The organism is Ruegeria sp. AJ12 (assembly GCF_056536245.1).
The window spans coordinates 3,032,481-3,056,436 of sequence record NZ_JBQFJJ010000001.1 but is presented as its reverse complement, the minus strand read 5'-3'; the positions used below and the strand labels follow the sequence as shown (position 1 = coordinate 3,056,436).

General features: G+C 59.0%; 27 protein-coding genes and 1 other RNA gene. 11 read left to right on the top strand and 17 right to left on the bottom strand.

Features of this window, described 5'->3' with window-relative positions:
• Positions 1-26: 26 nt before the first annotated feature.
• The 3 genes from ACR3E0_RS15240 to ACR3E0_RS15230 are packed head-to-tail and all read right to left on the bottom strand — an operon-like array spanning position 27 to position 2,278.
• The gene (locus ACR3E0_RS15240; protein ID WP_480479653.1) at positions 27-1,130 is read right to left on the bottom strand and encodes a DUF4147 domain-containing protein; all 1,104 of its coding nucleotides are present in this window, start codon (positions 1,128-1,130) and stop codon (positions 27-29) included.
• Positions 1,127-1,567: a D-aminoacyl-tRNA deacylase gene (gene dtd / locus ACR3E0_RS15235; RefSeq protein ID WP_480479652.1), complete on the bottom strand. Its 441-nt coding sequence runs from the start codon at positions 1,565-1,567 to the stop codon at positions 1,127-1,129. Before dtd ends, ACR3E0_RS15240 begins: the two co-directional genes overlap by 4 nt.
• Before the next feature lie 42 nt (positions 1,568-1,609).
• Positions 1,610-2,278: a nitroreductase gene (locus ACR3E0_RS15230; RefSeq protein WP_480479651.1), complete on the bottom strand. Its 669-nt coding sequence runs from the start codon at positions 2,276-2,278 to the stop codon at positions 1,610-1,612.
• Between the two features lie 144 nt (positions 2,279-2,422).
• On the opposite strand from ACR3E0_RS15230, the gene ACR3E0_RS15225 reads away from it, so the two are divergent.
• Complete coding sequence (locus tag ACR3E0_RS15225; protein ID WP_480479650.1) at positions 2,423-2,842, top strand: Hsp20/alpha crystallin family protein; 420 nt, start codon at positions 2,423-2,425, stop codon at positions 2,840-2,842.
• Between the two features lie 16 nt (positions 2,843-2,858).
• On the opposite strand, the gene ACR3E0_RS15220 is transcribed toward ACR3E0_RS15225, so the two are convergent.
• The 6 genes from ACR3E0_RS15220 to ACR3E0_RS15195 form a co-directional block, all read right to left on the bottom strand.
• The gene (locus tag ACR3E0_RS15220) at positions 2,859-3,947 is read right to left on the bottom strand and encodes a TFIIB-type zinc finger domain-containing protein (protein ID WP_480479649.1); all 1,089 of its coding nucleotides are present in this window, start codon (positions 3,945-3,947) and stop codon (positions 2,859-2,861) included.
• Positions 3,948-3,986: 39 nt separating this feature from the next.
• Positions 3,987-5,135 (bottom strand): SPFH domain-containing protein, encoded by a 1,149-nt coding sequence (locus ACR3E0_RS15215; protein ID WP_480479648.1) that lies wholly within the window; start codon positions 5,133-5,135, stop codon positions 3,987-3,989.
• Positions 5,136-5,157: 22 nt separating this feature from the next.
• Positions 5,158-6,066 (bottom strand): DUF2927 domain-containing protein, encoded by a 909-nt coding sequence (locus ACR3E0_RS15210; protein ID WP_480481063.1) that lies wholly within the window; start codon positions 6,064-6,066, stop codon positions 5,158-5,160.
• A 61-nt stretch (positions 6,067-6,127) separates the two neighbouring features.
• Positions 6,128-7,318: a toxic anion resistance protein gene (locus tag ACR3E0_RS15205; RefSeq protein ID WP_480479647.1), complete on the bottom strand. Its 1,191-nt coding sequence runs from the start codon at positions 7,316-7,318 to the stop codon at positions 6,128-6,130.
• 31 nt (positions 7,319-7,349) lie between these two features.
• On the bottom strand, positions 7,350-8,264 hold the full coding sequence (locus ACR3E0_RS15200; protein ID WP_480479646.1) for a 5-bromo-4-chloroindolyl phosphate hydrolysis family protein: 915 nt from the start codon (positions 8,262-8,264) through the stop codon (positions 7,350-7,352).
• Between the two features lie 174 nt (positions 8,265-8,438).
• Positions 8,439-9,254, bottom strand: coding sequence for a pseudouridine synthase (locus tag ACR3E0_RS15195; RefSeq protein WP_480479645.1), 816 nt, complete (start codon positions 9,252-9,254; stop codon positions 8,439-8,441).
• Positions 9,255-9,315: 61 nt separating this feature from the next.
• Here ACR3E0_RS15195 and ACR3E0_RS15190 point away from each other — a divergent pair, with 61 nt between their 5' ends.
• On the top strand, positions 9,316-9,765 hold the full coding sequence (locus ACR3E0_RS15190) for a nucleoside deaminase (protein ID WP_480479644.1): 450 nt from the start codon (positions 9,316-9,318) through the stop codon (positions 9,763-9,765).
• Positions 9,766-9,781: 16 nt separating this feature from the next.
• Here the strand turns inward: ACR3E0_RS15190 and ACR3E0_RS15185 are convergent, their stop codons facing one another.
• Together ACR3E0_RS15185 and ACR3E0_RS15180 are read right to left on the bottom strand one after the other, a co-directional pair.
• The gene (locus ACR3E0_RS15185) at positions 9,782-10,957 is read right to left on the bottom strand and encodes a M24 family metallopeptidase (RefSeq protein WP_480479643.1); all 1,176 of its coding nucleotides are present in this window, start codon (positions 10,955-10,957) and stop codon (positions 9,782-9,784) included.
• Positions 10,957-11,649, bottom strand: coding sequence for a metal-dependent hydrolase (locus tag ACR3E0_RS15180; RefSeq protein ID WP_480479642.1), 693 nt, complete (start codon positions 11,647-11,649; stop codon positions 10,957-10,959). Before ACR3E0_RS15180 ends, ACR3E0_RS15185 begins: the two co-directional genes overlap by 1 nt.
• 59 nt (positions 11,650-11,708) lie before the next feature.
• On the opposite strand from ACR3E0_RS15180, the gene ACR3E0_RS15175 reads away from it, so the two are divergent.
• Positions 11,709-12,386, top strand: coding sequence for a ceramidase domain-containing protein (locus tag ACR3E0_RS15175; RefSeq protein WP_480479641.1), 678 nt, complete (start codon positions 11,709-11,711; stop codon positions 12,384-12,386).
• Between the two features lie 10 nt (positions 12,387-12,396).
• On the opposite strand, the gene ACR3E0_RS15170 is transcribed toward ACR3E0_RS15175, so the two are convergent.
• From ACR3E0_RS15170 to ACR3E0_RS15160, 3 genes are all read right to left on the bottom strand, one after another.
• Positions 12,397-13,026 (bottom strand): SGNH/GDSL hydrolase family protein, encoded by a 630-nt coding sequence (locus tag ACR3E0_RS15170; protein WP_480479640.1) that lies wholly within the window; start codon positions 13,024-13,026, stop codon positions 12,397-12,399.
• A 156-nt stretch (positions 13,027-13,182) separates the two neighbouring features.
• Complete coding sequence (locus ACR3E0_RS15165; RefSeq protein WP_480479639.1) at positions 13,183-13,746, bottom strand: DUF4202 domain-containing protein; 564 nt, start codon at positions 13,744-13,746, stop codon at positions 13,183-13,185.
• Positions 13,747-13,889: 143 nt separating this feature from the next.
• Positions 13,890-14,048: a hypothetical protein gene (locus tag ACR3E0_RS15160; RefSeq protein WP_480479638.1), complete on the bottom strand. Its 159-nt coding sequence runs from the start codon at positions 14,046-14,048 to the stop codon at positions 13,890-13,892.
• A gap of 229 nt (positions 14,049-14,277) precedes the next feature.
• Here ACR3E0_RS15160 and gatC point away from each other — a divergent pair, with 229 nt between their 5' ends.
• From gatC to rnpB, 5 genes are all read left to right on the top strand, one after another.
• A complete protein-coding gene (gene gatC, locus ACR3E0_RS15155; protein WP_480479637.1) occupies positions 14,278-14,565 on the top strand; it encodes an Asp-tRNA(Asn)/Glu-tRNA(Gln) amidotransferase subunit GatC in 288 nt (95 codons plus the stop codon).
• A gap of 3 nt (positions 14,566-14,568) precedes the next feature.
• Complete coding sequence (gatA, locus tag ACR3E0_RS15150) at positions 14,569-16,056, top strand: Asp-tRNA(Asn)/Glu-tRNA(Gln) amidotransferase subunit GatA (protein ID WP_480479636.1); 1,488 nt, start codon at positions 14,569-14,571, stop codon at positions 16,054-16,056.
• Positions 16,057-16,096: 40 nt separating this feature from the next.
• Entirely contained in the window at positions 16,097-16,801 is a 705-nt protein-coding gene (locus tag ACR3E0_RS15145; protein ID WP_480479635.1) for a hypothetical protein, read from the top strand.
• Positions 16,785-17,465 (top strand): N-acetylmuramoyl-L-alanine amidase, encoded by a 681-nt coding sequence (locus tag ACR3E0_RS15140; RefSeq protein WP_480479634.1) that lies wholly within the window; start codon positions 16,785-16,787, stop codon positions 17,463-17,465. Before ACR3E0_RS15145 ends, ACR3E0_RS15140 begins: the two co-directional genes overlap by 17 nt.
• A 131-nt stretch (positions 17,466-17,596) precedes the next feature.
• Positions 17,597-17,994: RNase P RNA component class A (gene rnpB, locus ACR3E0_RS15135), an RNA gene on the top strand.
• Positions 17,995-18,011: 17 nt separating this feature from the next.
• On the opposite strand, the gene ACR3E0_RS15130 is transcribed toward rnpB, so the two are convergent.
• Entirely contained in the window at positions 18,012-18,614 is a 603-nt protein-coding gene (locus tag ACR3E0_RS15130) for a hypothetical protein (RefSeq protein WP_480479633.1), read from the bottom strand.
• 263 nt (positions 18,615-18,877) lie between these two features.
• On the opposite strand from ACR3E0_RS15130, the gene rpmG reads away from it, so the two are divergent.
• Complete coding sequence (gene rpmG, locus ACR3E0_RS15125; protein WP_005630270.1) at positions 18,878-19,045, top strand: 50S ribosomal protein L33; 168 nt, start codon at positions 18,878-18,880, stop codon at positions 19,043-19,045.
• A 218-nt stretch (positions 19,046-19,263) separates the two neighbouring features.
• A complete protein-coding gene (locus ACR3E0_RS15120) occupies positions 19,264-19,770 on the top strand; it encodes a hypothetical protein (RefSeq protein ID WP_480479632.1) in 507 nt (168 codons plus the stop codon).
• Between the two features lie 743 nt (positions 19,771-20,513).
• Here ACR3E0_RS15120 and ACR3E0_RS15115 read toward each other — a convergent pair.
• Positions 20,514-21,833 (bottom strand): MFS transporter, encoded by a 1,320-nt coding sequence (locus ACR3E0_RS15115; protein WP_480479631.1) that lies wholly within the window; start codon positions 21,831-21,833, stop codon positions 20,514-20,516.
• 119 nt (positions 21,834-21,952) lie between these two features.
• Here ACR3E0_RS15115 and ACR3E0_RS15110 point away from each other — a divergent pair, with 119 nt between their 5' ends.
• On the top strand, positions 21,953-22,717 hold the full coding sequence (locus ACR3E0_RS15110; protein WP_480479630.1) for an AraC family transcriptional regulator: 765 nt from the start codon (positions 21,953-21,955) through the stop codon (positions 22,715-22,717).
• Positions 22,718-23,092: 375 nt separating this feature from the next.
• Here the strand turns inward: ACR3E0_RS15110 and ACR3E0_RS15105 are convergent, their stop codons facing one another.
• Positions 23,093-23,830: a Bax inhibitor-1/YccA family protein gene (locus ACR3E0_RS15105; RefSeq protein WP_480479629.1), complete on the bottom strand. Its 738-nt coding sequence runs from the start codon at positions 23,828-23,830 to the stop codon at positions 23,093-23,095.
• Positions 23,831-23,956 lie beyond the last annotated feature (126 nt).

Genomic DNA, 23,956 nt, shown 5'->3' with positions numbered 1-23,956 from the left:
TTAGGGGCGGGGGCATATGCGTCGAATCATTGGCGTATTGCGACAACCAGATCCATAACGTTCGTTCCGGTTGGGCCGGTGACCAACAACGCATCCATCCTGTCCAGATAGCTGCCACTGTCCGCACTGGTCAGAAAACCTTCTGCCTCACAAGTCCACGTTTTTCCGTCAACGATTCCTCCGGCGGCATCGGTCGGGCCATCTGTGCCGTCGGTCCCGCCGACAACCACGGCAATCCCGTTGACGTTCCTGATCTCTCGCGCCAGCGCCAGCGCCAGAGCCTGATTGCGCCCACCTCGACCGGGATTGTCAGGTAGCACCACGGTCGGCTCGCCCCCAAAGATCATGACGCCCGGCCGCATGTCACGCAATTGCGGCCCAAGCTTTGTTGCCACCGACAGATAGTCGTCATGGAGTGCTTCCCGGTCCGCCAGAATGGTCAGATCGACCGCCTGAGCCGCTGCTGCGGCTGCGGCACGCGCATGCGCATTCGAGGCAATGATCCGGGTTGTCGCGTGAAATACATAGGTCGCGGGCAAGGCACCGATGCCGGATCCGATGACATTCAGGTCGTCCCCGGGCACATCGGAAATCGCCAGAACGGTTACTCGCCGACCCGGGAACCGAGACAGCAATCCGCCGCCCTTGATCCGCGACAGCTTGCGCCGTTCGGCGTTCATCGCCTCGATATCCAAGCCTTGGGACAACAATTTCCGGTTCAGGGTCTCGAGATCCTTGAACGTTTTTTCCGGTTGCAGATCTTCGGCCAAGGAAGATGCGCCGCCAGAGACCAAAAGCAAAAGGTGCGACTCCGGATGCATTGCTTCAACTGCCTCACGCAATGCCCGGCCGCCTGCAAGGCTTCGGTTGTCTGGGACGGGATGTGACGCTTCGATCACGTCGACGCCTGCGGGGAGACCCTGTGCGTGATCATCCTTGGTGACCACGAGGGTCGGTACCGGGCCAAAATGGTCGAGCGCGGCGCGTGCCATTGCGGCTGCCGGTTTGCCCACCGCCAGAATGCGATCAGGCTTCAGAACGTCCGGCAACGCCGCCTTGGTTGCCGTGTACCCGTCAACGGCGGCCACCCCGGCCTGCCAGATCCTGATTGCCTGGTCTGCAAGGTTCATGACGTTTCCATCCAGATCGTGACCGGTCCGTCGTTCACCAGTTCGACGGCCATATCCGCCCCGAACTGCCCTGTTTCGACTCCGATACCCAGTGAGATCAGGTGTTCCGCAAACAGGGTGTACAAGTGTTCACCGATATCCGGTGGCGCGGCTTGTGAAAAACCGGGTCGGTTGCCGCCGGATGTATCGGCGGCCAGCGTGAACTGGCTGACCACAAGGGCGGTCCCATCGGTATCCAGTAACGAACGGTTCATCTTGCCGGCATCGTCTTTGAATATACGCAACTTGGCGATCTTCTCGGCGAGTTTACGGGCCTGGTTTTCGTCGTCGCCCTGCATGGCGCATACAAGGATCAACAGACCGGGTCCCGATTGTCCGACAACCGCTTTGTCTACTACAACCTTGGCACGGGAAATTCGCTGAAGCAAAGCGCGCAATGGGTATCTCCGGAAGATGTGTGACGGTGATTGAAGAGCGGTTTAGCCGCGCCAGTCGACAATGTCACCCAACGCTGCGCGATCTGTCCGAAACGCGTTTGCGGGATGATCTGGGTCGCGATAGCCAAAGGATATGGCGCACAAAATCAGGCGATCATCGGGAATGTCGAAATACTTGTGCAGAAACGGCCCGTAAGACGCAACGGCGGCCTGTGGAATGGTCGCCACCCCAAGCGCCTGAGCAGCCAGCGTGAAGGCGGTGACAAAGCCTCCGCAATCCATCGCACCATACGGGCCAAGCTCGGCCGGGCTGGACAGGATCGCGCAATGCGGTGCGCCGAACAGCGCAAAGTTTTCCATCATCTGTCTGGCCGAGGCCGCACGATCCCCCTTTTCCACTCCAACGGCATCATAGAGCGCCCAGCCACAGGCGCGGCGTCTCTCCCGATAGACACCGGAATAGGATGCCGGAAAAGGCAGGTCAGGGTTTGGCGTTCCAGTGGCGGCCTCGTGTTGCAGGGCCTGCCGGAAGGCTTCGGTCTCTTCTCCGCTGGTGACGATCAGATGCCAGGGCTGGGCGTTGCACCAGCTGGGTACGCGGGTTGCGCTGGAAATGATCTGCTTGATGAGTGGTTTTGGAACCGGGTCGGTCCGAAACGCGCGGCAGGAATGCCGGTCCCTCAACAAAGTGTCCAGAACGTTGATCGGCACCACCAATTCTCCCCACGGTTACGGCGCGCAGGATGGCCTCAGGGTGGTGTGGGCGCAAGAGGGCCTGCGCAAATTTGCGACGGATCAAGGACAGTGCGCCAATGGAATGAAAGAATCGGGCAAATTGTGAATGGAGGACTGAATATGGTTGAAAAATCCGATCACACGGGCCTCTGGCCTTCGCTTTACGACCCGTTTCGCAATTTCAGTACCAAACTGGCCGACTGGCTCAGCCCTGCGACCGAGGCATCGGGCAGTGACGACGCCTACAGTATCTCGATGGAATTGCCGGGGGTTTCAGACGATGACATAGACCTGACGGTCGAGGAGGGCGTTGTCACGATACGGGGCGAAAAGAAAACACACGAGGAAAAGAAAGGTGACACGTGGTACTTTTCCGAACGGCAGTATGGGGCTTTCCGCCGGTCCTTCCGTTTGCCGGATGATGCAGATGGTGCCAAAGCGAGCGCTCGCATGAAAGAGGGCGTCCTGCACATTACCGTTCCGAAAAAACCGGTCGAAAAGTCGGAAACATCCAGAAAGATCGACATTAAACGCGACTGATCAAGCGCAGATGGGGTTACTGCTGCCCCGTTGCCACCAGATAACCGACACCTGCAGCCACGAGCAAGCCCGCAACAACTGCAATCGTAATCTTGATTGCGGACCAGGGCCGCTCGCCTTGCACGCGTCCGGTGCGCCCGTTTACGACAAACCGATAGGTCTGGCCTCGATACTTGTATGCTGCCATCCAGACCGGCAGCAGAATATGCTTGAACGTGACGTCCTGAATATCCGTGTCCACTGAATGGATGCGCTGTCGGTCTCCGCCAATGTCAAAGCGGACATCGCGCTCGATTACCCGCGCCATATGCGCGCGGGCTTCGGTGTACCCGTCTGGCAATTCAACCGTGTAAGCTTCGGCTCGAAACCCGGCGAGGTATTCTGGCTGATACGGTTCCAGCGCGGGTAAGTCCCAGGGCTCCAGAGCGTCGGTATATGCCTTGGGCAGCGAGCGCGAGGCCAGCACCAGAACATCGTCAAAGAACCGGGCCACCCGACCGGACTTGGGCGTCCAGCGCACTTTGGGGACCTGTTGCTGCACGCGTTTACCGTCGCGCATGACGGTGCGTGTTTCGTAATAAACCACGCCCCGCTCGCCGCGGTATCTGGATTTCGTGTCGGCATCGAACGTCCAGTACGGCACGTAGATGCCCTGCATTTTGCGCCCTTTTCGGGCGTAGTCCTTCAGCCCGTTCGGCGCGAACCATAACCGCCCGAGCCAATTGCTCATGGCGTTATGAGCGCTGCGCTCATCCAGTGCAAAGGGCAGAACCCCCTTTGGCTTGATGTGCCGGTTTACCCCGGTGTCCGTCACAACCGGTGTGGCGCAGAACGGGCACTCTGCCGCGTGTGTGCTCGGGTCAAACTCCACCTGAGCCGCGCAGTTGGGGCAGGACAGAACACGGGTCTCCTCGATTTCGCTGTCGGGCAGTTGATCGGCAAGCGCGGCGTCGAAATCCAGTTCTTTCAGACTGGCCCCGCCCCATGGACCGGCGCTTATCGCCTCGGAATGCCCGCAATGATCACAGGTCAGGTTGCCGTCACCGGGGTTGAACCGATAATCGGCGCCGCATTGATCGCAGGGAAAGCGGTGTTCTTCGGTCATCGGGTTCCTTGTCGCTGACAGGCGTCACGTCGGGCTGAATCAGGCTCCCGGAGGCGGCGGCGGCAATATCGTGAACAACTGCGCCAGTTCCTGCACGTCGCCCGCCTTTTTCCAGCCATCCTGACCGGCGGTCCAGACATGGGTCTCGCGGGTCAGGTCGCCCTCGCTGGCCATACGCCCCATCTTGGCCTTGGAGAATGGCCCGCTGGTCTGCCCGTCGACCGCGATATGCCAGACATGTTCGACAGGCGGAGGGGGCGGCGGGGCCGCATGCGCAGGTGGTTGCTGGGCAGCGGGGGCGGAACCGCCCCATGGGCCGCTCGACTGACCCGCTGCCATGTTCGACATTTGGTTGGCCATCGCCATGCCCATTCCCATGCCAAGACCGGCCCCCATGCCGCCGCCTTGTCCGGGGTTGTTGGCGGCGGCGGTCATCGCCTCAGCCGCCGAATACTGCGTGAACTTGCCCAGATCCCCGGCCAGACCCATCGATGTCCGCTTGTCCAGCGCGGCCTCGACGGCAGGCGGCAGCGAGATGTTTTCGATATAGAACTCCGGCATCTCCAACCCGTAACCATCGAGAACCGGTGAAACTTCCGCCGCAATCAGCTTGCCCAGATCGGCCGTGTTTGCAGCCATGTCGAGCACCGGAATACCCGATCCAGCGATGACGCGGCTGAACTCCTGCACGATGATGTTGCGGATCTGAAAGCTGATCTCATCCATGGTGAACTCACCATCGGTGCCGACGATCTCAATCAGGAATTTGGCCGCATCCTTCACCCGCACGGTATAGGTTCCGAACGCCCGGATACGGGTGGGGCCGAACTCGGGATCGCGCAGCATGATCGGGTTCTTCGTGCCCCATTTCAGGTCGTTGAACCGTGTGGTGTTGACGAAATAGATCTCGGACTTGAAGGGCGATTGGAACCCGTGATCCCAATGCTGCAGTGTTGTCATGATCGGCATATTGTTGGTCTCAAGCATATAGAGACCCGGTGTGAACACATCCGCCAGTTGCCCTTCGTGCACGAACACGGCGGCCTGACCTTCTCGCACGGTCAGCTTGGCGCCATATTTGATTTCATGGCCTTCGCGTTCGAACCGCCAGACCATCGTGTCGCGGGTGTCATCGACCCAGTGGATGACATCAATGAATTCTCCGGTCAGAAAATCGAAAATTCCCATGTGGGTTCTCCTGTCCTTGGGGTCAGAGCGGCTGCCCCATCAATTCGCGTGCAATGATCCGAACGACGGGCCGGGCCTGATCCACCGTGACACCGGGGTCAAGACGTGGATCGTAAAGCATCATAAGCAGTTTCTCATCGTGGCTGGTCAGCAGGGCAAACTCGTCGTCATCGTTGAAGATTGATGGCCGCGCCGCAGGACTGTCATTGGACAGGCCCAATCCCTGCGCGATTTCTTCATGAATACAGCTGAGACGCACCAGATCGGGCAGTTCGGCGCGGATCAGCGTGACGGCCCGAACATATTTGTGCGGAGCGTCGCTTGTCGCCGAGGCAAACACAAAACAATCGAAACTCGAGCGCGGATTGGCAACAAGATCTAGTGACGCCTGACTGATATTCGGGATCAGTTCCCGCAGGCGGGTGACGACATAGGCGCTGTCGTCTTTACCCGCAAAAAAGACGTGAAAATTCGCCTTGCGCGAGACCGTTGAAATCGGGTGATCGGTCAATCTCGCCAGCCGTGCCGCGTAAGAGCGAACCTGTGCCGCATCCTGCTCTCGGGTGGCGGGCGGGACCGAAGGGCCAAATTCGCTTTGGATACGCACGGGACCGGACCAACGGCTGAGCTGTCCGTCTGTCTGCCGCGATCCGATCGACACGACGTGATCCGGATACTCGCTGTAAAAGGCGATAACCTCAAAATTCCGTGCCAGATCGTCGGCATCGTAAGGCGTGTCCGCTCCGCCGCCATCGGTGCGCAACAGGCCGCGCGTCAGCAGATCGCGCTGCACCCTTTGATAGAACCGGGCCAGATCCTGGCTGGCGGCCGAAGCCGGGACATAGGCATTGGCCGCAGGGACCGGTGCGGTTGGCCGAGGTTCGGGGGCGACGGCGGAGGTCAAGGTTTCCTCGCAATTGGCGAGTGCCAAAAACGAGATTATCCCAAGCCCGAGTTTCAGGTGTTTCGAAGGCCGCACGCCCAACCCGCCTTTAACCCGGTACTGCCGTACCGGCGTTGTCACCGATTCCGTCCTTGCGGGCTTTGGCCGCAGCCAGCGTGTCGCGCAGCTCCGTCTCCATCTTCTGCAGCTCTTCCTCGGCAGCAGCGCGCTTGGCCTTGCCCTCGTCGGCGATGGCAAGGCTTTCGTTGATCGTGCCGATCAGATCCGCGTTGGCCTGCTTCACGGCCTCGATGTCGAAGACGCCGCGCTCCATCTCTCCGCGGATCATCCTGTTCGACTCGCGCAGGTTGGCGGCGTTCGAGGTCAGCAATTCATTGGTCAGATCATTGGCGTCGCGCACTGCAGCGGCTGCTTCGGCGCTGCGTTGGATGGTGACCGCCTGCGCCAGCTGCGTTTCCCACAGTGGTACAGTGTTCACCAGCGTCGAATTGATCTTGGTCACCAGAGATTTGTCGTTTTCCTGGACCAGACGGATGGACGGCAAAGACTGCATCGTCACCTGCCGTGTCAGTTTAAGATCGTGGACCCGACGTTCCAAATCGTCCCGGGCGGCGCGCATGTCGCGCAGTTCCTGCGCTTTCATCACCTGCTGATCTTCTGGTGCGGCCTGAACCTCGGCCTCTTTTTCCGGGATGTCATGGCTGTCCAACTCGGTGAGTTTTTCTTCACCCGCAGCGATGTAGAGCGCCAGTTCGTCGTAGAAATCCAGCGTCTTTTCATATAGCAAGTCCAATGACTTGATGTCTTTCAGCAAAGTATGCTCGTGGCCCAACAGATTGTCGGTGATCCGGTCAATCTGGCTTTGCACCTCTTCATACTGGGCGGTGAATTTGGCAAATGGCGCGGCCCGCCCCAGCAGCCTTTCCCACCAGCTGCGTTCGCGGCGTACGTCGAGCTCGCTGACCGAAAACCCCCGGATGGTGGTCACGATATTGCGTAGGCTGTCGCCTGCGGGTCCGACGTCTTTGTTGCGTACGTCGGCCAGCATGGCCTGGCTGATTTCCTGCAACTCAGCCTGTGCAGAAGACCCGAACGAGACAATCGAATTGGTGTTGTCCATATCGATTTCATCCATGCGCTTTCGGATTTCGGCGCTGACCGGTTCGTCTGCCTCCTCCAACAAGACGATCTCGGTCTTTGGTTCCGGCAGCGCAACCGCAGTCACTTCCTGCACCAGAGCTTCGGCCTCGACCGCTTTGTTCTTGATCTCATCGGACATGGGGATGTTCCTCGCTCATTTTTGTGGCCGGTCAGTCCAACCGGACGCCTTCGCGTTGCAGTCTGTCGCGCAACACGTCAATTTCAACTGTCAGATCGCTGCGGTCATCCAAAAGCATCTTGCGCGTGCGGGCCGCAAAATTCTGTTCAAGATCGTCCAGCAATGCGGAATAATCAGCCAAAGCCTGTGCGTCGCGGGTGCGCGCGTAGACATCCGCAAACTTCACCGTCGCGTCGCGCGCGCCTTGCAGGTAGACGGTCAGGTATTTTCGCGCGCCGGCCAGATCCCGCGGGTCCTCTTCGACGGTGCGAAAGAGATCGCGCGCCGTGTCCTGGAACCGTTCGACCCGGGCCTCGATTTTGCGATCTCCGGCGCGCTTGATGGCGTCCGTCATCTTGGTCAGATGGGATTCTGCGTCTTCGACTACGCGGGCCACACGGTCCTGCTGAAACGTGTCGACACCTTCCATGCCCTTGTCTTTCATGGGGTCAATCCCGAAGGATATCGAGTGCAGCGCCGTCGCGGCGACGCCAAACAGGACAGGTGCGATCAGGCTGACCTGCGAGACGGCCTCAGCGTCCAGATACTCATTTCGATAAGACGCGAGCGCAGCGCCGACACCCGTCAGTATGCTGGCGAAAATCTTGCGGGGAAAGGCGGGCCGCCTGGCTGTTCGGCGCGCGTTGTAGGCCGCCTCGGCCCGCAATCCTTCGCGCAACAGGAACGCTGCGGCAGTCAGCAAGCCCGCTGCAACCAGACCCATCGTCATTCCGACCGCCCCATCGTTCAGGGACAGGAACACCAACGGAATGGCCGGAATGAACAATACGTTTGCCCGCGCGCCCGCAGGTTCGACCCGCGCGCCATCGAACTGTCCGCGCCGGGGCGGTTCATCGGGCGACTGGGCGCCGTCGGGGCTGAATTTCCCGCCATACCGTTTGGCCATGTCCTACAGACCTCCCAACAGGCCGGTACAGACGCCAAACAAAAGCACGAGCAGGGCCGCATAGGCCAGTTTTTGGACTCCGGTCCCGGACATAAAGCCCCCCAACAGACACATTCACAGAAAATTTAGTGGATGCGAGGGCTTGGCGCTAGGGGAAAGGTAGTCAAACCGGCGTCACTTGCGAGGTTTCTTGCCTATGGCTGCCCGTTTTCGCTGCGGTCTTACGGGACGTTTTGCGGTAGCGGTGGGATCCGTCTCGGCATCAAGGCCCAATTGATCGCGCATCACGCGGCGACGGATTTCTTCAACTTCGCCGGGTTTCAGGTCACCCAACTGGAAAGGGCCGTATGACACGCGCAGCAAGCGGTTGACCGAAAAACCGATGTCTTCAACCGCCCGTCGAATCTCGCGGTTCTTGCCTTCGCGCAGGCCAATGGTCAGCCATGCATTTGCACCTTGTTGGCGGTCCAGCGTCACGGTCATCGGCTGAAATCGCTCACCCTCGATCACCAGCCCCTGCCGCAGTGGGGCGAAATCCTCGTCTTTCGGGCGGCCGTTGATCCGAACACGGTATTTGCGCAGCCACCCGGTTGAAGGAAGTTCCAGCTTGCGCTTGATACCGCCATCGTTGGTCAGTAAAAGCAGCCCTTCCGAGTTCAGGTCCAGACGGCCGACACTCATGACTCGGGGCATGTTCTCGGGCAGTTTGTCGAAAATCGTTGCGCGGCCCTTTTCGTCGCGCGTTGTCGTTACCAGACCGGGCGGCTTGTGATAGAGCCAGAGACGCGACGGTTCCGGCTCCGAAACCGGCTTGCCATCGACGGCAATCTTGTCCTTGGCCGTCACATTCAGCGCAGGGCTGTCGATGACCTTGCCGTTGACGGCGACGCGACCCGCTTCGATCATGCGTTCGGCCTCGCGGCGCGAGGCGACACCGGCACGGGCGAGAACCTTGGCGATCCGGTCGCCGGGAGGAGGGGTATTGCTCATGCTCCGGCCATAACGCATCCCGCCTGCTTGCGAAAGGCGGGTTTCTGATGCAGTCAGGGGCATGGCGTTCAGATCGCATATGGACAAGGCGCTGGAACAGGCGCGCGCCGCCGCGGATCGCGGAGAGGTGCCGGTCGGTGCCGTCATCGTTGCGCCGGATGGCCGCGTCGTTGCCTCAGCAGGCAATCGGACGCGCGAGTTGAACGACCCCACGGCGCACGCTGAAATCCTGGCGTTACGCGCGGCATGTTCCGATGCAGGCTCGGAACGTCTGCCGGATCACGATCTCTATGTCACGCTGGAACCCTGTGCCATGTGCGCCGCCGCATTGGCCGCCGCGCGCATCAGGCGGATTTACTACGGCGCGTCGGATCCGAAATCCGGGGGCGTGGCCCACGGCCCCCGGGTCTTTACACATCCGCAAACCCATCATGTTCCCGAAGTCTATGATGGCATCGCCGGGGACGAAGCGGCTGCGCTGCTAAGGCGTTTCTTCGCGGCACAGCGGTAGAATACCCTTTGCAGGCTCAGACGGGCTTGATCACCAGCTCTCGCGGAATCTCCGCCAGAGGTTTTCCGCCCTCTGGCGTCACAACAAAGCTTTCGGTGATGGCCAGGCCCCAATCCGGTGTCCACAGGCCGGGCATCAGGTGAAAGGTCATGTTGTCCTGCAACTCGGTTGTGTCACCCGGGCGCAAACTCATGGTGCGCTCACCCCAATCGGGCGGATAGCTCAAACCGATCGGGTACCCGGTGCGGTTGCCCTTGGTGTAACCGGCCTTGGCGAAGCTGGCGTACACACACGCGGCGACGTCTTCGCAGGTTGTTCCGGATCGGGCGGCGGCGAGCGCATCGTCAATGGCCGTCAGCACCGCCTGTTCGGCACGCAGGATGTCCTGGGGAGGATCGCCGAGAAACAGGCTGCGGCTGGCCGGGCAATGATAGCGCCTGTAGCAGCCCGAAATCTCGAAATAGGTCGCCTCGCCTGCGGTGAGAAGTCTGTCGTTCCATGTGATGTGCGAGGCCGAGGCTTCAGTCCCCGACGGGGCGATGGGCACAATCGCCGGGTAATCCCCGGCCAGACCGGGCAGTCCCGCGATGCCCGCCGCCTGTACCTCGGCCACCAACTGGTTCTTTGGTAGCCCTTGCCGAAAGGTGTCGCGCAAAATGCTGTGCATATGCGCTGTCAGCTGACCGGCCTTGCGCATCATGTCGATTTCAGCGTCGCTTTTGACGGCGCGCTGCCAGTTCACCAGCCCGGTGGCGTCGGTCAAACTCTGCACGCCAAACGCCGTTTCCAAAACTTTGTGGCTGGCAGCCGAGTAGTAATAGTTGTCCATCTCGACGCCCAGCCGGGTGATCCATCCGTGATCCCGCAGAAGGGTCACCAAGGAGTCGATCGGATGATGATCCGGGTGCTGAACGTGCGCCTCCGGCCAGTCAAACAGCGCATCCTCTGTCAGCCAGGTTGTCTGTTGCGCCCCGGCTTTGTCCTGCGCCCGCCCCCACCAGAGCGGCGAACCGGACTTTGGCAGGATCACCATTTGCGGGACGTAAAAGCTCCACCCGTCATACCCGGTCAGCCACGCCATGTTCGACGGGTCGGTGATCAGAAGCGTATCAATGCCCTGGCTGTCCATCGCGGCGTGTGTTTTTGCGATCCGGGCAGCGTATTCCTGCGGGCTGAAATCAGTGGCGGGCATCAGAGCGTGATTGCCTTCATCAATTCTGGCTCAATCACATTGACACCTGGCAGCGCATCAATCAGTTCCTGTGCCGATTGTTCCAGAACCGGGAACGTCTTGTAGTGACAGGGAATAACGGTCTTGAAATTAAAATACCGTTTGGCGGCATAAGCCGTCGCCTTCATGTCCATGGTAAAGTGACCGCCTGCCGACAGGATCCCGATATCCGGGTTGTAGTAGTCGCCCATCCAGTCCATGTCCGCCATGATGTCCGTATCGCCGGAGACATACACCATGTGTCCCTCGGTCGCGATCATGAAGCCAACCTCGCTGCCGCCAGTGCGCAACCCGACAGGTGTTGAGAATGTCGAACTGTGAGAGGCCGGCACCATCGTCACCTTTATCCCGTTCAGGTTGACCGTTCCGCCCTTGTTGAACCCGACGGTCTCGATGCCTTCGGCCTCGCTCCAGTACCCCATCAGGTCATATTGCCCGACCACCGGGACGCCGAGATGTTTTGCAAGCGACAGAACATCGGCAACGTGGTCAAAATGCGTGTGGGTCAGCAGGATATGTGTGGCGCCGTCCAATGCCGCATCATGCTGCGCCTCGGACAGGACCGGGTTACCCGTCAGCCATGGATCGATCAGAAGCACCTGACCAGCGGTTTCTATGCGGAAACTTCCATGCCCCAGCCAAATGATATTCATCGAAAATTCCTCCTGAACTGACTATTGGCAGCAGCGTAGCATCCGCTATGTAAAATTCCATGGACTGGATGCAGGAAATTGACGGCTATTGCGAACGTTTGTCGCCTGCCTATTGGGCCGAGCCGATCAATGCCGTTACAAACGCGGCCTTTCTGATCTCGGCCTGGATCATGTGGCGGCGGGTGCGGGGCCAGAACATGCCACTGGCGATAGCGCTGGTTCTGATTCTGGCGATGATCGGGATCGGCAGCTATCTGTTTCACACGCATGCGCAGGTTTGGGCCGCCATCGCGGATACCACGCCCATTCTGCTGTTCATTCTTGTTTACATATTTGCGGTCAATCGGGACATCTGGCGGTTGTCACCCGTTCTTGCGGCCGGTGGAACAGTATTGTTCATACCCTACGCAGCCGCAACCGTTCCTCTGTTCCAGTTTATTCCCGGCCTTGGCGGGTCTGCGGTCTATGCTCCGGTTCCCATGTTGATCCTGATTTATGCGGTTCTGCTGCGCAACAGAGAGCCGAAATTTGCGCTGGGAATGACTGTCGGTGCTTTCATTCTGATCCTGTCGATCACGTTTCGCGCAACGGACATTCCGCTGTGTACTCAGTTTCCAGTTGGGACACATTTCATGTGGCACATCCTGAATGCCATCATGCTGGGCTGGATGATCGAGGCGTATCGACAGGCAATCCTGCGCAGCAGGCATCAGGTATCGGCGGCTGAACAAGCCTGAGCCGACGTGGTCAGAACCCTTCGGTCAGGATGATATTGGCCACCCGCTCACCGATTATGCGACTGGATTTGCGTGAGGGGTGAATCAGATCGAACGAGAAATACGAGACATCCCCGGGGCGCGCGACATCCTGACTTGATACAAATGTGATGCCTTCGTCCTGCTGCGCCAGCCTGGCGATCCGGGCTTCGAACTCGTCCCCTTCCGCTTTGCAGTGTTCGATTGGAGTCAACAGCTTGGGACTGCGCAGGTATCCGACATAGATCACACGCGTTCCGTTGCTTCGGATCTGGCGCAGAAACTGCGGTATCTGGCCGCTTTGCCCGTCCTTAGAAATCATGTTGTCCAGCGTCGCGTCACAGCGCATGCACCCGCAGCCGAGCATAAGGTCATTGCCGCCGCCATTTATGACGGCCCAACTCCAATCACCTTCGATAAACTGCGCCTGAACGCCCGATTCCGGCCGACCGTTTTCGTCAAATTGGGTTTGCAACCACGCTGCGGACATCGCCCTGTCGACAACCGGTGCGCCGATGCTTTGCTCGATCACATCCGGGATTGACGAGCCGGACGTCGAGTTCCACGCCATGAGAGAGTCACCCACGGCGATGATGCGTGCATTCGGCTGGCTGGACGGCATCTCCTGACAGCCGAGAAGGCAGGCGAGTAATCCAAAGAGGACGAAAAAGTTCTTGAGCATCTGGGGTTTGAACTTCCGAACGTTCTGATGGGATCGATCGGACCGCCAATTGGTTAATTCTTCGTTAAGTCATGGTCACTATTCAGTGGTAGCGCATCAGTTCCGAAACGCAGCCGCCAAATGCCGGGGCAGATCGAATTCCTCCAGAACCCTTGCGCGTCCCTCGGTCGACATCTTTCTGGCCGTTTTTTCGACAATGCGCTGAATTTTTTCCGCCGAGTGCTTTGCGGCGAACGGCTGAAAATACCATTTCAGGAAAACAAAGCAGATCACATCTTCAAGGGCCTGAACCTCGGGGTCACGCTTGATCCCCTGTTTGCGCAGCATTCGGCCAGCGGCGTCAATAGCCTCGGACCCGTATCCGCCCTGTGTCATCAGGGACATCACGACATCCGCGTGATGCTCACCTTGCGCCTTTCGCCATGCGAGGTAACCTGCGCGCCCGTCCGGGTACTCATTCCGCCCCAGCTTCCATCGCTCGACGTGCTGCCCGCGCGCCGCAATCTGCAGGGCATCGGAAGCATCTGGAAACAAACGCTCAAGCTCGGCACTCATGCGTTGGCCGTACAACAATGCTTCGGGCTGATTCTCTTCGATATTCGGGTCGTTAGAATTGGCCGCATCAATTGCGTCCAGAACTGCTTGCTTTCGCCCACTCATATTCCGCTCCGTTGGCTTGCCCGACTACCGGACGTCACTGGGATGTGTGGGCCTATGGTAGCGGCTTGAAGCGAGAGGTGCAGCAGCCAATTGCATCAATGCCGGGTCAGGTCGGGGGCTCCTGACCCGGCGGTGGCAGCTTCCTACTTCAGGGGTTTGGCCTGGTCCTGTGTGACCGGTTCCGAGACCGGTTCGGGGAAGCTGAGGTTACGGGTCAGGTTGGTCAAATCGACGCCCATGGCCATGGCCGGCGCGGAAAGAACGGTAGCAGACAAGATAGCGGCAGTAAGAAAGGTTTTCATTTTCTGTCTCCGGTTTTGTGCTGTGACACATCTTAGAAAATGAACAGCGCAGTTCAGTTTTCAAGAACCAAAATGAACCAACCGGTTTACTTTTTTGCATATGAGGTATTCAGTTCTGAATGGGGCATTGCAGATCGCGGACCAAAGATAGTCATTGTGGCGCGACCCGGCGGTCTTGCGACCGGTGCAACAGACGGGTAAATGCCCCCTAACGCATATGAGGGTTTCCATGTCGATTGACCAAAGCACCGCTGCCAAGGTGGCAAAACTGGCCCGGATCAAGGTCGAGGATGAGGCGCTGCCGGCGCTGGCCTCGGAATTCAACACGATCCTGGGGTTCATCGAGCAGCTGAACGAGGTGGACATCGACGGTGTGGAACCGATGGTTTCGGTTGAACCCATGCGCCTGAAGCGCCGCCAAGATGTGGTTACCGATGGAAACCAGCAGGACAAGGTTCTGGCCAATGCCCCCGATGCGCGTGAGGGGTTTTTCGCAGTCCCCAAAGTGGTGGAGTAAGACATGAGCGAGTTGAACAAACTGGGCTTGGCCGAGGCGCGCGATGCGCTGCGTGCGGGTGACGTGACCTCGGTTGAACTTACAGAGTCCTGCCTGAAGGCGATCGATGAAGCTAATGCGCTGAATGCTTTTGTCCACAAGACGCCCGAGATTGCGATTGAGCGGGCCAAGGCAGCGGACGAACGGATCAAAGGCGGTGAAGCGCCCTCGATGTGCGGTCTGCCGATTGGCATCAAGGATTTGTTCTGCACCAAGGGCGTGCCGTCGCAAGCGGCCTCAAAGATTCTGGAAGGGTTCAAGCCCGAATATGAGTCTACCGTGTCACAGCAACTGGCCGATGCCGGGGCCGTGATGCTGGGCAAGCTGAACATGGACGAATTCGCCATGGGCTCGTCCAACGAAACCTCGGTTTACGGCAATGCCGTCAGCCCGTGGCGGCGTGGAAACGACGATGCGCAGCTGACCCCGGGCGGTTCGTCAGGCGGGTCTGCGTCAGCCGTTGCGGCAGACCTGTGTCTGGCGGCGACCGGAACCGACACTGGTGGCTCGATCCGCCAACCGGCGGCATTTGTGGGCATCACGGGCATCAAACCGACCTACGGTCGGTGCTCGCGCTGGGGTATTGTGGCCTTTGCATCCTCGCTGGATCAGGCTGGCCCGATGACCAAAAGCGTACGTGACGCCGCAATCATGCTGGAAACCATGTGCGGCCACGATCCCAAGGATTCGACCAGCGCGGAACTCGCCGTCCCGAATTTCGAAGCCATGCTGACCGGCGACATCAAAGGCAAAAAGATCGGTATCCCCAAGGAATACCGTATGGATGGAATGCCTGCCGAGATCGAAAAGCTGTGGGCTGATGGGGCCCTGATGCTCAAGGAAGCAGGTGCCGAGATGGTCGATATCTCGCTGCCCCACACCAAATACGCATTGCCGGCCTATTATGTGATCGCCCCGGCCGAAGCGTCCTCGAACCTCGCGCGTTATGATGGCGTGCGATACGGTCGCCGCGCCAAACTGGCGCAGGGCGATGGCGTTACCGAGATGTATGAAAAGACCCGCGCCGAAGGGTTTGGCCACGAGGTGCAGCGTCGGGTGATGATCGGCACATATGTTCTGTCGGCTGGCTTCTACGACGCCTACTATAACCGCGCGCGCAAAGTCCGAACCCTGATAAAGAAAGACTTTGAGGATGTCTTTGCTGCCGGTATTGACGCAATTCTGACGCCCGCAACCCCGTCCGCTTCGTTTGGTCTGGGCGAGATGACCGAGGCCGACCCGGTACAGATGTATCTGAACGACGTCTTCACGGTCACGGTCAACCTGGCCGGTCTGCCCGGTATTTCGGTGCCCGCTGGGCTGGACGCGCAGGGCCTGCCGCTCGGATTGCAATTGATCGGGCGCCCATGGGACGAGGGCGAGTTGCTCAACACGGCCTACGCGCTGGAGGGTGCGGCCGGTTTTGTGGCCAAGCCCGGGAAATGGTGGTAAGCCTCAGGGCAGGCAAGACAACGAAAGACGGAGCAGCTGAATGCGCTTTATGCTTCTGGTCCCGGCCATCGGTTTCATTGCGGCGTGCGACACGGTCGCACCGGTTGCCGGTACGGGGTTCAATACGCCGGAGTATCAGGCACAACGCGAGGCGCAATTGGCCGGGCAGGGTGGCGCGGTCAATCCGTTTCCCGCACCTGCGGACGTCTCGCAAGAACCACTTGGAGCGCCTGGGGCGGCCACGTTGGAGTCGGCTGCCACCGGTGCTAATGCAGACATCGCCAATCAGACGGCCGTTGCGCTGGCAAGCACTTCCGGACAAGCAACTGCACCAATCCCGACCGCAAGCAGCCCCGAAATTTCGGATGAACAGGATTTTGAGGCCGTCTCGGGCCGTCGATCCATCGAATCCGATGCGGCGCTGATCGAACAGAACCGGCAGACCTATGAAGTAGTGGCCCCGACCGCCGTGCCGCAGCGCGGAACGGATGGTCAGCCGAACATCGTGCAGTACGCGCTGAGCACGTCGAACCCCGTGGGAATGCAGCTATACAGCCGCGCGGGTTTCAACTTGCAGGCAAAAGCCGAACGCAATTGTGCACAGTTTCCATCGCCGGATCAGGCGCAGATCGAGTTTTTGTCCAGTGGCGGGCCCCAGCGTGATCGGAAAGGGCTGGATCCCGACGGAGACGGTTTCGCCTGCAACTGGGATCCCGGCCCGTTCCGCAGTGCCGTCAGCAACTGATCCACCGACGCCGATCTGGCATCCCTCGCCCAATTTTGGTCCGCGCAGGGATGGTTTGACGCCGTCATTGATCGTTCTGCACTACACGGCGATGGAGGATGCGCAGGCTGCACTGGACCGTTTGTGCGATCCCGAGGCCAAGGTTTCCGCCCATTATCTGATCGGCGCTGATGGCACGATCTGGCATATGGTGCAGGAGGAAGACCGCGCCTGGCACGCTGGGGCAGGGGAATGGCACGGTCAGACCGACATCAACTCCCGCTCGATCGGAATAGAACTGGACAATGCCGGAACCCACCCCTTTGCCGAACCGCAAATGGCGGTGCTGGACAGCTTGCTGCCGCAAATCATGACCAGATGGGGAATAGGCCCCGATGGCGTGATCGGCCACTCGGACATGGCTCCGGGCCGCAAATTTGACCCCGGCCCAAAATTTGACTGGCAGCGGTTTGAACGTCAGGATCTTGCAGCCCGCCGTGGATATGGGGATGGTCCCTCCGATGCGCCGCCCGAACTCTTCCGCGCGCTGGCCCACAGCGCGGGGTTCACCGCAGAAATGGACGACGAAACACTGCTGGCCACCGTCCGCCTCAGATACCGTCCCTGGGCGCGCGGCCCGCTGGGCCCAGCCGATTTTTCTGTGCTTGCGCGAACTGCCATTTAAGCCTGATCCCCCCTTCATCTGGCCGAAAATACCTCGGGGTTGAATTGGCCGCAGGCCAAGAAGGGGCTGGCCCCTTGCCGGGACGATCCACCCTTGACGCCGCCGGGCACGCCGCATACGTCATTTCCCGCGCGGAGGGCCGGATGGCTGCTGGGGCTTCGGCCCGAGAGGAAAGTCCGGACTCCACAAGACAATGGTGCCGGGTAACGCCCGGGCGGGGCAACCCGACGGACAGCGCCACAGAAATCAAACCGCCGCGGATTTCGGTCCAAGGTAAGGGTGAAACGGTGGGGTAAGAGCCCACCGCGCCCCTGGCAACAGGGGCGGCACGGCAAGCCCCACCAGGAGCAATGCCAAATAGGGTCCCCGCGCGGGCTGGTCGGCGCAAGCCGATACCGCCGCTAAGCGCGTCTTGGCCAAGAGGGACCGGGTTGGCAGCTTGAGCCGCGCAGCAATGCGCGGCCTAGAGGAATGGTCATCGAAGGGGGCAACCCCGGAACAGGATCCGGCTTACAGGCCCTCCGCGCATATCTTTTCGGGTCGGCGTCAACACTCAAGCGGTATGACGAATGAGTTTTGCCACAGACCCTGAACCAAACCGCCATCCCGTACTTTCTTCATGTTGCATCCTGTTTCAGTCGTGACGATACGCAGCAACGTCGATTCCCATGCTACATACTTGCGCGACAGTGGGCCTGGTACGTAACCAACCGGTTTGACCACTCCATAGCTCGAACCATTGACGACAATACGCCGTAGCTGGGTGCTGGTCTTTCCAAACTGAATCGGTTTGCCGGGCATTGACTTCTTCGCGGCGTCAGCCGCGGCCTGTGCATTGGTCTTACGTGTGGTGACGGAATAAACAGGAACATTTCCGGGCGTTTGGGCGGCAAAATTCACGGCCGGCGGTGGTGCGCCTAAAATGTAGGTTTTGACGGTCGTGTTCTCGTCGATTTTCTGCACGGTGACTGTTTCCGCGGGAGACAGTCGATACGTCGCTGCTTGAGAGCTGTTCAATGGCACTGCCGCACTGCCGCTCGCACCCTGCTCGGCACCAATTGGCGTGTGAGGAATCGGAATGGTGGAAATCGAATCCCCGCATGCGCTCAAAAAAACTAATAGCGATAAAGGTATCATGCGAAATGTCATTCTAGGTCACTCTGCTCATAGGTGTCATGAGCTACTGGCTATCTCGCGAATGAGGCAAAATTCTGAAAACGTGCGAATTCCCTTTTTGAATGGCGCTGTTGTGACCAATGCTCGCGTGGGCGGGACAGGGCACCACATCACTCGCTCTCTTCGGTTAATCTGAGGTGCCAAATGCCCTTGACTCGGGCGCGCGACCGGGTAAAAGCGCACGCTCATAGGAATTCAACCAATAGGCCTCTGCCTTTTGGACGCAGGAGATCACCATGGCGAAGCCGACGACAATCAAGATCCGTCTGAACTCGACCGCGGGCACGGGCCACTTCTACGTGACCAAGAAAAACGCGCGCACCATGACCGAGAAAATGACCGTTCGTAAATACGATCCGGTTGCTCGCAAGCATGTCGAGTACAAGGAAGGCAAGATCAAGTAATCTGCCGTTCTATCCGAACTCTTTGAAGGGTCCTGCGTTTGCAGGACCTTTTTCTTTGCGTTTTTCACCGGTCGCTAGGAGGCGGAGTGCCGGGTCGAGTATCCATTGCGCCGTTGCAGTGGCGCATCAGCCGCATGGCCAATCGTCTGGCCTGCGGCTTGCTTTTTGACGCGGCCTGCAAGTACGGTTGAGCAAACCGCCACAAAATGTTGACCGTCATGAAAAAAATCTTGTTATCCACAATCGCCGTTCTGACCCTCTCGGCCTGTGAAGACCCGTTTAACCGCGAAGGTGTTGGCTTTACGGGCATTGACGGCGAACCCCGCACGGTTTCCGACGTTAAAGGCGCAGTGGCCTTTGTGCCGCCAGCGACGAACGTGCCGGCCGAACTGGCCGAATTGCCAACGGTTTCGGTTTTGTCGGACGAGGTCGATCCGTCGAAAGTTGCAGGCGTTGCCATCGATAACGGCGGACGAAGCGACACGAGTGCTGTGCAACTGTCCGGCAGCGACACAAACCTGTTTCTCAGCACGGTCAGCGTCAACGGCACATTGTTTGGTGTTTTGCGTACGCGGGACAACAGCACGCGGGTCGACAATTCTGTCGGGGCCAGTTTTGGCAGTCAGACCGAGCGATTCACCGGGTGCCTGCCAGCCGGAGATGTATTTCGCAAAGGCTCGTCGGAACGTAGTTCAGGTTTCGCAGTTCCTTTGAACTGCAGTTGATCTCTTCGATTCACTGTCGCGATACATCCCCCCCACCTCATTGGTGTGGGCTTTGTTGTTTGATACCAAGGCATGACCCACCGAACTGGGTGATAGGGTACGCGGTCTGGGACCTGTCGGACACCTTTCGTATTTGACTTGTAGCACTGACGGTTCTTTACAATTCTTGGAGTACCGCACCTGCGCGCCGCAAGGTAGACCGGTCGGTAGTTTTCGACATCCAGAGCGTCCGCTCAGCCATAGTTGCGGCCCCACCGTAATCCCCACACGCAAATAGGGTTCTTGCTGTCAGGTAAGCGTGTCGGCGATCATTCTGATCGCAATACAACGCGTGTTCAAAAGACCGTTTTGTCTTGGCCCATCGGTTCAACGCACCGAACGAGTGTCCAAGCGCCGTATGCACATTCGACGGGTCCGAACGCAGGCGCACGGATGTTTGACCTGTGTTAAGCCCTCGTCACTCACGGTGACATTCGGCCCCCCATGGATCAACAGGGCGCCACGCGACACCATGCCGCCTGAGCCTGCGCCAGGGCTTCCAGAATACGAACTGCGCGTGGTGAAAGCTTGCTTTCAATCACCTCATTCGCTGCACTTCGGGTTTCATCAACTTCAGTTTCCGTTTTTATTTGCTGCGCCGAAACCAACGGGCGGTGTGGCCACTCTGGAAGAAACGAACAACATAGCTATTGCAGCCGGCGATGGCGGAGATGGCTTGTGGCCAGGGGGTCTCTCCAACTCACTCAGCGCAGCCAGTAGCGTCTCATAATCTCCGCTTTTGCCTCCTCGATTGTCGTGCCTTCCCATTCCATTGGTGTTTTGTCGAGAAACTGCTTTTCTTGTTCCTGTCTGGGCCGGTGTCGCTCCTGCCACGGTGCGAGCCGGGTGACTGCGGTCATAGTGCCGCTTTTCGGTGATCTGCAGCCAGCGCCGAAGCTTAGAATTGCTGCGCCAGATGCGAGCGCGGCGGCAAAGCCAAACATGACGCTCCACGAGATGCCGGCTGCAATCCCGGCCAGAACCGCTCCAAACGCGCCGACACCATCGAGGAGAGCGAAGGCCAGACCCAACGTCGTGCTTTCGCTCTGGCCGGTGTAGTCGACACTGGTTGCGAGCATCGTCGCCCGGATGGCGTCCAAGGCGGCGATCCCAAGCGCCATCATCGCAATCATGACCCAGAATGACTGCTCAAAAACCAGCGTTGCCGTTGCCAAGGCGGCAAGCCCATTCCCGATTGCGAGAACCGGCCTGCGACCCAGCGTATCGGATATCCATCCAACCCAGGGTTGGATAAGTGCGCCCGTGATGAGCAGAGCTGCAAAAATGACCCCGATTGTGGCGGGAGTTAAGTCATGAACCGCCGCCAGATAAAACGGGATCATGCTGAGCAATGCGATTAGCGCCATGTTGTACAGCGAAATCATCGCGGCAATGCGCAACCCGCGGCCAGTGCGCCAGGCGCGCATCACGTCCCACACGCCTTGTCGATCCATGGACCTTCTTTCGACAACGGATACTTTGCGCGCAACCCATAGGAAACACAGTCCCAGCAGAACGGCGGGAAGAACCGAAATCGCCAGCGTACTTCGCCAGTCAAAGAATGACAGAAGCAATCCAGCGAACAACGGAGCCAAGACTTCGGCGAAAGAGCCACCTATCGCATGGATCCCCAGTGCGTGCGCGCGACCATTCTCGTTGTTGCGCGTGAGCACGCCTGTTGCGATCGGGTGCCAGGCTGCGTTCCCCATCCCGGCAACCGCCAGAAGAACTGCCAGGCTCCAGAACCCGGGGGCGGCTGCCGCCAGCACACAGCCAAGAGCGACCCAAAAGAATGTTGCAACAAGCAGGCGGCCCCGGTTCGAAACATGATCCGCAAGCAGTCCCGCTGGGACATAGGCCAGCGCGCCTCCCACGCTGAACAACGTGAACAGCAGTCCAACCTCAGCGGCCGACAGGTTCATGGCAAGACCTGCCGCAGGCACGATCAGCCACAGCGCGGCAATCGGCCAATCATTGGCCAAATGGCCCATTGCGAACCAGGTCATCAGTTTGCGGTTGTTCATTTTGGCTGTGCCGCCCGATGCAACTAACCGGGCCCAATGCCCGATTTAGTGGTGAAATCTAATCAGGCATGGTATGTCTGTCTGTCGAAAGATGGGCAAACATCATCGAGGATTCGTCAATGAATGCCATACAGCCAGTCAAGGTGAATCGCCCGCGATATCTGGGGGAGACAATCACACCGGCTACAGGAGAAAGCTACGATTGGCACACGCACGATTTTGGTCAGCTCATCTCAGCCGCGTCAGGGTCGATGTACGTAGGAACTCCGGACCGCGTTTTGCTTTTGAGTCCGGCGATGGCGATCTGGATACCTCCGGATACCGAACACTGGATGCGCTACGGCACCAACAACGTGATGCTTTACGTGGATGTGAACCGCGAAGAGGCCGACCGGCTTGGTGGTGACTGCCGGGTCGTTGCGATGACACCCCTCCTTAGCGCATTGTTTGCCGCAGTCATGCCAGAGGGCACCAATGCCCGAGAGACCAGGCACAACGAGGCGCTCCACGTACTGCTTCGGCATGAACTGCTCTCCGCGTCAGACGTGCCGCTGTCTGTTGTTCTGCCGAAAGATACCCGCATTCGTGGGATTGCCCAGGCCGCGCTTGATGCACCCGGCAGTGTTCGCTCTGTGGCGGCTTGGCTGTCAGATGTACCTGCGAGCCGAAAGACGATTGAGCGCCTGTTTATTGCTGACACAGGCATGCCTCCGTCCAGATGGTTACGGCACGTCCGGATCTTGCACGCCGTTTCACTCCTCGCATCCGGTCGGAGTGTGACGTCGGTAGCATTCGACATGGGATACGAATCGTCCAGCGCCTTCAGCTACATGTTTCGGCAAACCCTCGGCGTCAGCCCGAGCGAGTTTCTGCGGAACGGATAGGTCGCATCAACTTGATCTGAACTCCGGTTGGACTCCTCGCAAGCTGCGAACGCGATGCAGGACACAGGCATCTTCCATTGGGTTCAAACTGCGTGCGGGGCAAACCGGCCTTACAGTGGGGTGACGCACGCTGCTTTGGGGCGTCGTCGAAGCGGAAACTGTACGACGGGGTAGCATCTTTGCACTCAGAAGTTGGATCACGAAAACAACCACTGTCCATAAAAGCCAGGAGGAAGACCCCATCAAAAGAAAAAAGGTTTCATTGTGCGAGGACATTGCTGAACTCTCGGCAAAGCGATCGTATACGCACAAAAAAAGAGCCCCACCCAGCAACCTGCTAGGTGGGGCTCAGACTTTTCTAGAGACGAGTGAAAGTTACTCGCGGCTTCCAAAAAGTTGCAGCAAGAACATGAACATGTTGATGAAGTCAAGATAGAGGCTCAGCGCGCCCATGATTGCCGCTTTGCCCAGCCACTCCTGATCTCCGGAATGTGCCATTTCCAGATATGTGGTCTTGATCTTCTGAGTGTCATAGGCTGTCAGACCGGCAAAGATCAGAACGCCCAGGATGGACACGGCGAACATGATGGCTGGCGACTGCAGGAACAGGTTGATGATCATGGCGACAATCAGACCGATCACGCCCATCATCAGGAACGTGCCCATGCCGGACAGGTCCTTCTTTGTGACGTAGCCATAGAGTGACAGGCCCGCAAAGGCGATCGAGGTCACGAGAAAGACCTGAGCGATCGAGATGCCGGTGAAAGCCACGAAAATCCAGCTGAGCGACAGGCCCATGACTGCGGCGAACGTGTAGAAGAACAGTTGCGCAGCAGCCGCCGAAAGGCGGTTGATCGCGGCGCCAAAGCCGAACACCATTGCCAGAGGCGCGAACATGATGATCCAGCCCAGAATGTTGGGGCTCAGCGTGACAGGATCACGGAACACCGACAGCAGTTGCGGGCTGGAGCCGACGGCCCATGCCACCGCAAATGTAATGAGCATGCCCACGGACATCGTGCCGTAGACTTTGTTCATATGGGCGCGCAGGCCCTCATCGATCTCGGCGGCGCGCGCGCCGGATGCCGTCCGGATCGTGTCGAATTGTGCCATCAAAGGGTCTCCCTTTACATATCTTTAGTGCGCCCTGCCTATGCGGGACGCTTTCTCAGCAAATATCGGCAACTGCAGGCTGTGTTTCAAGAGTTTCCCGCGCAAAACTGCTTAAAACGCCCAACA

Bases quoted from the DNA above. Each gene is read 5' to 3' on its own strand.
- gatA (WP_480479636.1), top strand. From the start codon at position 14,569: ATGAGCGAGTTGAACAAACTGGGCTTGGCCGAGGCGCGCGATGCGCTG.
- ACR3E0_RS15110 (WP_480479630.1), top strand. From the start codon at position 21,953: ATGAATGCCATACAGCCAGTCAAGGTGAATCGCCCGCGATATCTGGGG.
- ACR3E0_RS15220 (WP_480479649.1), bottom strand. From the start codon at position 3,947: ATGACCGAAGAACACCGCTTTCCCTGCGATCAATGCGGCGCCGATTAT.
- ACR3E0_RS15175 (WP_480479641.1), top strand. From the start codon at position 11,709: ATGGACTGGATGCAGGAAATTGACGGCTATTGCGAACGTTTGTCGCCT.
- ACR3E0_RS15215 (WP_480479648.1), bottom strand. From the start codon at position 5,135: ATGGGAATTTTCGATTTTCTGACCGGAGAATTCATTGATGTCATCCAC.
- ACR3E0_RS15170 (WP_480479640.1), bottom strand. From the start codon at position 13,026: ATGCCGTCCAGCCAGCCGAATGCACGCATCATCGCCGTGGGTGACTCT.
- ACR3E0_RS15115 (WP_480479631.1), bottom strand. From the start codon at position 21,833: ATGAACAACCGCAAACTGATGACCTGGTTCGCAATGGGCCATTTGGCC.
- ACR3E0_RS15145 (WP_480479635.1), top strand. From the start codon at position 16,097: ATGCGCTTTATGCTTCTGGTCCCGGCCATCGGTTTCATTGCGGCGTGC.
- rpmG (WP_005630270.1), top strand. From the start codon at position 18,878: ATGGCGAAGCCGACGACAATCAAGATCCGTCTGAACTCGACCGCGGGC.
- ACR3E0_RS15190 (WP_480479644.1), top strand. From the start codon at position 9,316: ATGGCGTTCAGATCGCATATGGACAAGGCGCTGGAACAGGCGCGCGCC.
- ACR3E0_RS15105 (WP_480479629.1), bottom strand. From the start codon at position 23,830: ATGGCACAATTCGACACGATCCGGACGGCATCCGGCGCGCGCGCCGCC.
- ACR3E0_RS15120 (WP_480479632.1), top strand. From the start codon at position 19,264: ATGAAAAAAATCTTGTTATCCACAATCGCCGTTCTGACCCTCTCGGCC.
- ACR3E0_RS15200 (WP_480479646.1), bottom strand. From the start codon at position 8,264: ATGGCCAAACGGTATGGCGGGAAATTCAGCCCCGACGGCGCCCAGTCG.
- ACR3E0_RS15240 (WP_480479653.1), bottom strand. From the start codon at position 1,130: ATGAACCTTGCAGACCAGGCAATCAGGATCTGGCAGGCCGGGGTGGCC.
- ACR3E0_RS15205 (WP_480479647.1), bottom strand. From the start codon at position 7,318: ATGTCCGATGAGATCAAGAACAAAGCGGTCGAGGCCGAAGCTCTGGTG.
- gatC (WP_480479637.1), top strand. From the start codon at position 14,278: ATGTCGATTGACCAAAGCACCGCTGCCAAGGTGGCAAAACTGGCCCGG.
- ACR3E0_RS15195 (WP_480479645.1), bottom strand. From the start codon at position 9,254: ATGAGCAATACCCCTCCTCCCGGCGACCGGATCGCCAAGGTTCTCGCC.
- ACR3E0_RS15130 (WP_480479633.1), bottom strand. From the start codon at position 18,614: ATGACATTTCGCATGATACCTTTATCGCTATTAGTTTTTTTGAGCGCA.
- ACR3E0_RS15180 (WP_480479642.1), bottom strand. From the start codon at position 11,649: ATGAATATCATTTGGCTGGGGCATGGAAGTTTCCGCATAGAAACCGCT.
- ACR3E0_RS15185 (WP_480479643.1), bottom strand. From the start codon at position 10,957: ATGCCCGCCACTGATTTCAGCCCGCAGGAATACGCTGCCCGGATCGCA.
- ACR3E0_RS15160 (WP_480479638.1), bottom strand. From the start codon at position 14,048: ATGAAAACCTTTCTTACTGCCGCTATCTTGTCTGCTACCGTTCTTTCC.
- ACR3E0_RS15225 (WP_480479650.1), top strand. From the start codon at position 2,423: ATGGTTGAAAAATCCGATCACACGGGCCTCTGGCCTTCGCTTTACGAC.
- ACR3E0_RS15165 (WP_480479639.1), bottom strand. From the start codon at position 13,746: ATGAGTGGGCGAAAGCAAGCAGTTCTGGACGCAATTGATGCGGCCAAT.